At 66.7% G+C, this 9,206-nt stretch carries 8 protein-coding genes; 2 read left to right on the top strand and 6 right to left on the bottom strand.

Annotated elements, in window-relative coordinates:
* Positions 1-59: 59 nt before the first annotated feature.
* The 3 genes from D3654_RS13330 to D3654_RS13320 all read right to left on the bottom strand — a co-directional run bounded on the left by D3654_RS13330 (position 60) and on the right by D3654_RS13320 (position 2,875).
* Positions 60-1,499 (bottom strand): class II fumarate hydratase, encoded by a 1,440-nt coding sequence (locus D3654_RS13330; protein ID WP_120521973.1) that lies wholly within the window; start codon positions 1,497-1,499, stop codon positions 60-62.
* 86 nt (positions 1,500-1,585) lie between these two features.
* Positions 1,586-2,200, bottom strand: a complete 615-nt coding sequence (locus D3654_RS13325) for a carbonic anhydrase (RefSeq protein WP_120521972.1) — start codon at positions 2,198-2,200, stop codon at positions 1,586-1,588.
* A gap of 9 nt (positions 2,201-2,209) precedes the next feature.
* A complete protein-coding gene (locus D3654_RS13320) occupies positions 2,210-2,875 on the bottom strand; it encodes a DUF4245 domain-containing protein (RefSeq protein WP_120521971.1) in 666 nt (221 codons plus the stop codon).
* Positions 2,876-3,103: 228 nt separating this feature from the next.
* Here D3654_RS13320 and glpX point away from each other — a divergent pair, with 228 nt between their 5' ends.
* Positions 3,104-4,126, top strand: coding sequence for a class II fructose-bisphosphatase (gene glpX, locus D3654_RS13315; protein WP_205571807.1), 1,023 nt, complete (start codon positions 3,104-3,106; stop codon positions 4,124-4,126).
* A gap of 506 nt (positions 4,127-4,632) precedes the next feature.
* Positions 4,633-5,271, top strand: coding sequence for an endonuclease domain-containing protein (locus tag D3654_RS20675; protein ID WP_205571804.1), 639 nt, complete (start codon positions 4,633-4,635; stop codon positions 5,269-5,271).
* Here the strand turns inward: D3654_RS20675 and D3654_RS13305 are convergent.
* From D3654_RS13305 to D3654_RS13295, 3 genes are read right to left on the bottom strand one after another with little or no spacing between them, the layout of a single operon-like run.
* On the bottom strand, positions 5,268-6,203 hold the full coding sequence (locus D3654_RS13305) for a lipid II:glycine glycyltransferase FemX (RefSeq protein ID WP_120521970.1): 936 nt from the start codon (positions 6,201-6,203) through the stop codon (positions 5,268-5,270). The genes D3654_RS20675 and D3654_RS13305 overlap by 4 nt on opposite strands.
* A gap of 2 nt (positions 6,204-6,205) precedes the next feature.
* Complete coding sequence (gene manA / locus D3654_RS13300; RefSeq protein WP_120521969.1) at positions 6,206-7,468, bottom strand: mannose-6-phosphate isomerase, class I; 1,263 nt, start codon at positions 7,466-7,468, stop codon at positions 6,206-6,208.
* Between the two features lie 47 nt (positions 7,469-7,515).
* The gene (locus D3654_RS13295; protein ID WP_120521968.1) at positions 7,516-9,201 is read right to left on the bottom strand and encodes an LCP family protein; all 1,686 of its coding nucleotides are present in this window, start codon (positions 9,199-9,201) and stop codon (positions 7,516-7,518) included.
* Positions 9,202-9,206: the final 5 nt, after the last annotated feature.

Here is a 9,206-nt window from a genome sequence, read left to right as displayed (position 1 = left end):
GGTACCTTCCGTGCGGAAGGTACCGGCCGCCGTCGTACTGGTGCTGTTTGAAGCGGAGGTCAGGCCTTGTGGGCCGGAGCCGTCATAGTGGTGACGTCCAGGGCCTTGTCCAGGTCTGCCTCGGAGACCTTGCCTTCGCCCTCGCCGACGAAGCCGAGCTTCTCGGTGGCCTGGCGGATGGTCAGGCCCTCCTTGACGGCGATCTTGGCGATCTTGGCGGCGTTTTCGTACCCGATGTACTTGTTCAGCGGGGTCACGATGGACGGGGAAGCCTCGGCGAGGAAGCGGGCGCGCTCCACGTTGGCGGTGATGCCGTCGATCATCTTGTCGGCCATGACGCGACTGGTGTTGGCCAGCAGGCGGATGGACTCGAGCAGGTTTGCGGCCATGACCGGGATCCCGACGTTGAGCTCGAAGGCGCCGTTGGTGCCGGACCAGGCGATGGCGGTGTCGTTGCCGATGACCTGGGCGCACACCATGATGGACGCTTCGCAAATGACCGGGTTGACCTTGCCCGGCATGATCGAGGAGCCCGGCTGCAGGTCCGGGATGGCAATTTCGCCCAGGCCCGTGTTGGGGCCGGAGCCCATCCAGCGCAGGTCGTTGTTGATCTTCATGAAGGAGATCGCGATGTTGCGCAGCTGGCTGGAACCTTCGATGAGGCCGTCGCGGTTGGCTTGGGCCTCGAAGTGGTCGCGGGCCTCGGTCAGCGGCAGGCCGGTGTCTGCTGCAAGGAGTTCGATCACGCGCTCCGGGAAGCCAGCCGGGGTGTTGATGCCGGTGCCGACGGCGGTGCCGCCGAGCGGGACTTCGGCGACGCGGGGGAGGGCGGCGTTGATGCGCTCGATTCCGTAGCGCACCTGTGCCGCGTAGCCGCCGAATTCCTGGCCGAGGGTGACCGGGGTGGCGTCCATGAGGTGGGTGCGGCCGGACTTGACGATGTCCTTGAACTCCGCGGCCTTGCGCTCCAGGGAAGCGGCCAGGTATTCGAGGGCCGGGTTGAGGTCGTTGATGAATGCCGAGGTGGCCGCGACGTGCACCGAGGTGGGGAAGACGTCGTTGGAGGACTGCGAGGCGTTCACGTGGTCGTTCGGGTGGACAACCTTGTCGCTGCCCTTGGCGGCCAGTGCACGGGTGGCGAGCTCCGCGATCACTTCGTTGGTGTTCATGTTCGAGGACGTGCCCGAACCGGTCTGGAAGACGTCGATCGGGAAGTCGCCGTCGTACTTCCCGGCGGCAACCTCATCGGCGGCGGCAGCGATAGCCTCGGCGAGCTCACCGTCGAGCACCCCCAGTTCGGCGTTGGCCAGTGCGGCAGCCTTCTTTACGCGGGCCAGCGCCTCGATGTGCGTGCGCTCGAGGGTCTTGCCGGAAATCGGGAAGTTCTCCACGGCGCGCTGCGTCTGGGCGCGGTACAGAGCGTTCACGGGAACGCGCACTTCACCCATGGTGTCGTGCTCGATGCGGAACTCAGCATTCGTTTCTTGAGTGGAAGTCATGGGGCTAGCTTATTGCGGGCAGCCGCCCCAGCCGAAACCCGAACGGAAGGCTACGGCGGCCCGTGACGGGCCGCCGTCGGGCGTTCCTAGAGCTGGCCGATTCCGGAAACCAGCGCCGCGCGGCCCTCGTCCAGCTTGTAGGAGAGGCCGATGACGGCCGTGCGGCCTTCCTCGATTGCGTCGGAGATCACACGCGAGCTGTCGGCCAGGCGGGCCGCCGTCTGCTTCACGTGCTCCACCACCATGTCGTTCACGTCGTGCTGCTCGTTGCGGATGGAGGTCAGCACCGAGGGGGTGATGCGTTCGACGAGGTCGCGGATGAAGCCGGCCGGCATCTCGCCGGTCTCCACGGCTGCCTTGGTGGCGTTCACCGCACCGCAGCTGTCATGGCCGAGGATCACGATGAGCGGGACGTGGAGCTGGGAGATGCTGTATTCGAGCGAGCCGAGCACGGCGTCGTCGATCACCTGGCCGGCGGTGCGCACCACGAAGGCGTCGCCGAGGCCGAGGTCGAAGATGATCTCAGCGGCGAGGCGGGAGTCCGAGCAGCCGAAAATTACCGCGAAGGGATGCTGGTCCTCCACCAGGGATGCACGGCGGGACGCGTCCTGGTTGGGGTGCTGGGAAACGCCTTCGACGAAGCGTTCGTTTCCTTCGCGCAGACGGCGCCAGGCAAGTGCAGGAGTCAGGTAGGTAGCCACGCCGCTACTTTACGGGGTGGCTGACGGGGCGGGTGAAACTGTGTCGGCGGACTTTACGACGGCGGCGGCCAGGGTGGACATCTCGTCGATGCTTGCCGGGCCGCTCAGGATGATCGTGGTGCCCTGGTATTCCAGCACCATGCTGCGGTTGCCCTTGCCGGCGTCGCGCAGTTCCCAGTCCCGGCCTCCTGCGTTCCGTTTTCCGGTCACCGGGGCGTTGTCCGTCTTCTGCAAGAGCCAGGTGGGGTTGGCTTTGCGGGTCTGGACCAGGCCGATGAACGACTCCTTGGGGGTCAGGAAGCCGATCTCCCAGGTGGGGACGCCGGAGCCCGTGCCCGACTCCCAGCGGGCGTAGTTCGGACGAAATGTGTCGCCCGCATCGGGGGCCACCGGTGTGAATCCCGCCACATCCTTGGCGTTCGCTGCGATCGCAGCGACGTTGATGTCGGGACGGTAGCCGTCGCTCTTCGGCGTCGGATTCATGAGCACGATCGGCAGGAACGCCAGGACGCACACCAGGAGCGCGATCACCATGCCGATCACCGAGGCGTTGGCCCGCTTGGCCGCTTTTGCCGCGATAACCGGCTTGACGGCGGGCTGGCCGGGATCCTGGGGGGCCGTTGCCTTCGCGTCGGATACAGACTCGGCAACAGGGGTGTCTTGCTTTTCGCTCACCCTTCAATAGTCCCTTATCCGTGCGCCGAATACACATCCGGGGCCGCGGGGGAATGCCCGTCCCGCGGCGTGGACACCACATGGCCGCTCCGTGGCCGCCAGACTATGATCGATGCGAGGGGAAACAACGAAGTCGCCAATGCGGCTGCTCGGATCCTATGAGTTTCGTCCCATGAGTTCGGTCCATGAATCGTCATCGAAGAAGAGGTTCACGTGTCTTCAGCAGCAATGTCCCAGCAGTATTCCACGATTTCCCCGGCCCTTGCCGTCGGGAGCGATGAGCCGGACCGCAACCTCGCACTGGAACTCGTAAGGGTCACCGAAGCCGCCGCCATCGCCGGTGGCCACTGGGTGGGCTTCGGCGACAAGAACAAGGCTGACGGTGCCGCAGTGGACGCCATGCGTTCCTTCCTTCACTCCGTCCATTTCAACGGCGTCGTGGTCATCGGTGAAGGCGAAAAGGACGAAGCCCCGATGCTCTTCAACGGTGAGCGCGTAGGCGACGGCACGGGTCCGGAGTGTGACGTCGCCGTCGACCCCATCGACGGAACCCGCCTGACCGCACTGGGCATCAACAACGCCCTCGCCGTGCTTGCCGTCGCCGAGCGCGGCTCCATGTTCGACCCCTCCGCCGTGTTCTACATGGAGAAGCTGGTCACCGGCCCCGAAGCGGCCGACATGGTTGACCTGCGCCTGCCGGTCAAGCAGAACCTGCACCTCATCGCCAAGGCCAAGGGCGTGAAGGTCAACCAGCTCAACGTCATGATCCTGGACCGCGACCGCCACCGTCCGCTGGTCGAGGAAATCCGCGAAGCCGGCGCACGCACCAAGTTCATCATGGACGGCGACGTCGCCGGTGCCATCGCCGCCGCCCGTGCCGGAACCGGCGTCGACGCCCTCATGGGCATCGGCGGCACCCCGGAAGGCATCGTCGCCGCGTGCGCGATCAAGTCCCTCGGCGGTGTGATCCAGGGCCGCCTGTGGCCCACCAGCGACGAAGAGAAGCAGAAGGCCATCGACGCCGGCCACGACCTCGAGCGCGTGCTGTCCACCAACGACCTCGTCACCAGCGACAACTGCTACTTCGCCGCCACCGGCATCACCGACGGAGACCTGCTCCGCGGCGTCCGCTACCAGAAGGACCGCGTGGTCACCCAGTCGATCGTGATGCGCTCCAAGTCCGGCACCGTTCGCTTCGTCGACGCCGAGCACCACGCCAGCAAGTGGGAAGGCTACGCCCGCAAGAGCTAAGGCTCCCCGCTCTTCCTTGAGCGCGAACGTACAGTTGAGGCCCCGAATTCTTCGGATTCGGGGCCTCAACTGTACGTTCGCGCGGGGATGGCGCCACGGCCTGTGGATAACCGCCTGCTGCGCTCCTTGGTGGGCCACACTGAGGCATGCCACGAAAGCCCCTGCCCGATGGATTGCAGACTGGATCGTTCACTTCGACCTTCGCGAACGAGCTCGGAGTCAGCCGGAAACGTCTCCGCCAGCCCGATGTCTTCATCCCGTCGCGTGGAATACGGGTGCCCTTGTACGGCGCTTCCGAGCCTTCCGCCAACCTTCGTGCCTACACCGGCCTGGACGCTTCGTCAGTGGTGACGCACCATTCTGCTGCGCGTGTCTGGGAGGGCAGTTTGCCGGCGTGGGCGCAGACCGACTGGCGGATTCATGTGGCAAGAGGCCGCGACGAGGGCAAGCCCCGGCGTCGCAATGTAGTCGGTCACCGGTTGACTTTCGTTCCGGGGGAGGTAGTGATGCGCGACGGCGTCCGGGTCACCTCGCCGGCCCGCACCTGGCTTGATCTTGCGGCGCTGCTGGACGTCGACGAACTGATAGCGCTGGGCGACTCCTTGGTTGTGGCTCACAGCGCTGAGTTTCCCCGGCCAAAAGTTGCTACTGCAACCATTGAGGAACTGCGTGGAGTGGTGGCAGCTCATCCCGGCATGAGGGGCATGAAGACTGCCAGACTGGCGCTTCCTGAAATCAGGGTTGGCGCTGATTCGGCGCAGGAGACCAGGATGCGCTTGGTTCTTTCCAGGTCCCGCCTCGGAGAACCCGTCTTGAACCACGTCATCAGGAATGAGTGGGGCCAGCCCGCGGTGTGGCCGGACGCGGCATACCCTGAGGAACGGATTGCCCTTCAGTATGACGGGGAGCATCACGGTGATCCTGAACAGTACCGCAGGGACATCAAACGGCAGGCAACCACCGAACGTTTGGGCTGGCGCGAGATCCGCGTTGGCAAGGATGACATTGAAGGTGAACGGCCGTTCCTGCTGGAGAAAGTCCGCGCGGCACTGGGAACACGCCTGCGCGAACGTACAGTTGAGGCCCCGAAAACGCCGTTTTCCGGGCCTCAACTGTACGTTCGCGCCACGGGGACTCGGGATTAGCGCAGCTTGTTCCGGATCTTGCGGGCCAGCTGGTAGGCGCCGTAGCGGAGCTTGTTCACCGGCAGGTCCCACGTTCCCGGGTAGGCCACCTCACGGCCGCCGAAGGACTTCTTGAACGCTGTGAACCCTGCCCATTTGTGGTCGGGCTCGTCTTCGGGTGCCACGCCCCATAGGTCCACGTGCTTCAGTCCGCGTTCCTTCGCATCGGCCATGAGGGTGACCAGCAGGGGAATGCCGGCGCTGAGCTTGCGGTGGGTATCGTCCAGCGCGGCATGCGCGTAGGTGCGGGTATCGGCCGAGTCATAGGCGAATGCGGCCGCGATCGGCGTGCCCTCGAGTTCGGCGATGAACAGGGTTCCCGCCCCCGCCGGCAGCAGGGACCGGGCCACCGTGCCGAGGTAGTCGTCGCTTTGCGGTTTGAAGCCGTTGCGGGCGGCGGTCATGTGCAGGAAGTCCAGCAGGACGGAGATCTCGGCCGGATCCTGCGAAGAGCGGAATGTGACGCCCTTCTTGTGGATGTTCCGGTACAGGTTGCGGTTGGTCGGCTTCATGCCGGCCAGGACGTCCTTGAAATCGCCGTCGAGGTCGACAATCCAGCTCAGCTCCGGCTGCTGGTTCGCCGGTGCCGGCTGCATGCCGCGGGCCCGCAGCAGTGCCGGTGCCGCTTCCGCTCCGAACCCCGCGCTCACCGGCTCCAGCCGCACGAAGACGGCGCCGGTGCGGCGGGCGATGCCGCGCAAGGCGGCCAGGGCGGCGTCGAACGCTTCAACAGACTCGGCCACCGGCCCGTACGGTGCGTAGAGCACCTTGCCCGCGGGGTTCTTCTCCTCCACAGCGAGGAAACGCCACCCCGGGCCGGACTCTTCGTGGACGGTCCGGCCGAGGGCACGCTGGACGTCGGCCCATGCAGGGCTCTGCAGGAAAAACTCCATGGTCAGCTTTCCAGGCTCGTGGTGATGGCGAACGCGACGCTGCTCGCCGAAGCGCCGGACACCGCGTGCACCATGACGGGGTTCTCCGCCGCCGGCACGAAGGCGCTGCCGCCACGCTCCAGCCGCAGTTCGCTCTTGGGGGAGTCCAGCAGCATGGCACCTGCAACCACCACGACGACGGCGGGCCCGGACTGCGCGAGCGGCACCGGTTCCGCGCCGGGAGCCAGCTCGATGCGCTGGAGCTGGAATTCACGGAACGGCGGCGCATAGAGTTCCTGGCCGAACTCGGACGTGGCTGCCTCCACCCGCGGGACGCCGATCGGTGCGAAATCCACCGTCTTCATGAGCTCCGGAATGTCGATGTGCTTGGGCGTGAGTCCGCCGCGCAGCACGTTGTCCGAGCTCGCCATGACCTCCACGCCCAGGCCCTTGATATAGGCGTGGATGTTGCCGGCCGGCAGGTACATCGCCTCGCCGGGGGCCAGCGACACAAGGTTCAGCATCAGGGAAATCAGCACACCGGGGTCGCCGGGGAACTCCTTGCCGATGCCGAGCATGGCCGTGAGCGTGGTGGCGTGCGGGTCCAGGGATCCGGCGGCACCGAAGTCGGCGGCATCGACGGCGGCACCTGCTGCGGCCACCGCCTCGGCCACGGCGTCACCGCCGGAGATGAGGGCGCTGAAGGCACCCCTCAGCGCTTCGGACTCATCCGGCCCGGAGAGCTCGGCGATCACGTTCCGGAGCACGGACGTGTCGGCACCGGTGGCCTCCACCAGTTCGGCCAGGTGCTCGAAGATGGCCCGGGACTCGGCTGCCGGACGGAATCCGCACAGTGCCCGGAACGGCGTGAGGGCGAAGATCATCTCGGGCTTGTGGTTGTCGTCGCGGTAATTGCGTTCGGCCGCGTCCTGGGCGACGCCGGCTGCGTTCTCGCGCGCGAACCCCTCGCGGGACTGCTCCAGGCTGGGATGGACCTGCAGGGAGAGCGGCTTGTCCGCGGCCAGCAGCTTGCCGAGGAACGGCAGCCGCGGCCCGAACTCCGCCACGCTGGCCGCGCCCAGGAAATGCTCAGGGTCCTCGGCGATCAGGGCGTCCAGCGGAAGCGGTGAGGCCCCGGGACGGCTGGCGATCGACGGCGAGCCGGGATGCGCGCCGATCCACAACTCCGCCTCCGGACCGCCCGAGGCGGTGGTGCCCAACAGGGCGGAGATCGCCGTCGTCGACCCCCAGGCGTAGGGGCGCAGCACGTTCTCAAGCTGGTACACGGGCAGGAATCCTTGTCGCTGAAGGGGTTAACGCTGAAACGAAGAGACTACAGGGGGCGGCACTGGCCGTTGTTCGCCAGCAGCAGTTCAAGCGTCGCATAGTCCTGGATGTCGTAGAGCGAGTTCAGGTAGGCGGCCGTGATCGGCTGGCCGTCCGGGCGGGTGGTCACGGGCGTGAAGTCGTCCGTTGTCTCCGCGGTGGCCTGGGCGGGCGCCGCCTGGGCCGAAGCCGCCTGGGCGGGCGCCTGCGCAGGGCCGCCGCCGGCCTGCGGGCCGCTCCCGGGGACCGACGGCCCGACGCCGGCCAGGGAGTCCTCCTGCACCGCACCGGCCTTGGGGCTCGGCTTTGTCTCAAGCAGCTTCTGCACGCGCTCATGGATGACGTTGAAGTCCGGCACGGTGGAGAACCCGGCATCGAAGTCCGGCGGGCCGATGGTCAGGCGGGTGACCGGCTGGCTCTTGGACTTGATGGCCAGGTCCACGAAGCTGCCCAGCTGGGCGGAGGAGATGTTGGATTCCACCACCTTGGTGCCGGCGTCGGCGATGGCTTCGAACTTGGACAGCAGCGTGGCCGGATCCAGCTGCTTGAGCATGGCCTGCTGGACGCACTGCTGGCGGGAAATCCGGGCGAAGTCGTCCACGTTCTCCCGGGAGCGGCTGTACCACTGGGCCTGGAAGCCGTTGAGCTTCTGTTCGCCGGCGGGGATCCAGCCGTCGGGCTTGACGTGCCGGCTGTCGCTGCCCGGGAGCATGCCGCCGCTGATGGGTACCCAGCCGCCGGCCTTGATCCGGATACCGCCCATGGCGTCGATCAGCTTGGAGAAGCCGTCCATGTCCACCACCACGTAGGCCTGGATGGTGATGCCGAGGCTTCCGGACACCGCTTCCATGGTGGCCTGTGCACCGGGATCGGCCACGCCAGGGTAGAGATCGGTGTACTCGTTGGTCACCTCGGTGTTGATGGCGTTGATGAGGCATTCGTTGCCGCAGTTGTAGCCGTCGGGATAGATCCGGCGCATCGGGGAGTCCTCGCTGAACTGGGCGTTCTGGAGGTTGCGCGGTACCGAGATGATGGCGCTTTGCCCGGTGTCGGCGTCGACGCTCATCACCGAGAGGCTGTCCGGGCGCCGGCCGGTGCGGCCGTCGCCGGCATCGCCGCCCATCATGAGGAAGTTGTAGCGCCCGTCCACGGGTTCCAAGGCCGGGCCGTTGGCGAAGATGCTGCCGATGGCGTTGCGGCCCACGTTCAGCACGTACGCCAGGTAGCTGAGGGATCCGCTGCCGATCACCAGGGCGAGCACCAGCGCGACGGCGACAATCGGCCGCATGCCGGGGGCCAGCAGCACCGGCCGGATGATCCGGAAGGTGTTCACGAAGAGCAGGGCCCAGCCGGCGGCGAGGGCGAGCAGGAGCACGATCAGCACCAGGGACGCCACCGGGTGCGTGACCAGGACCAGCAGCAGGGAGCGGTTGAACAGGGCCAACGCCAGCGTCAGCAGCGCCAGGGCCCAGACCGTGAAAGTCACCCGGAGGGCTATCCTCCCCAGCTTGCGGTCACCGGCCACCAGTTGCGCGCTGCCTGGCAGGAGCAGCGTCATCAGGAGCAGGACGAAGGCGCGCTTGGTCCGCACGGGCGCACTCGCGGAGGCCGGAAACCGGACCGGGTCGGTGAGTGCGGCTGTGTTGTGGTGTTCCTTGGGGCTGGACTGGTTGCTCGTCTGGCTCCTTGTCATCGGCG

It is taken from the genome of Arthrobacter celericrescens (assembly GCF_003614925.1).
Lineage (GTDB): Bacteria > Actinomycetota > Actinomycetes > Actinomycetales > Micrococcaceae > Arthrobacter > Arthrobacter celericrescens.
The sequence above is the reverse complement of the archived record's forward strand: the minus strand, read 5'-3'. Positions and strand labels throughout refer to the sequence as shown.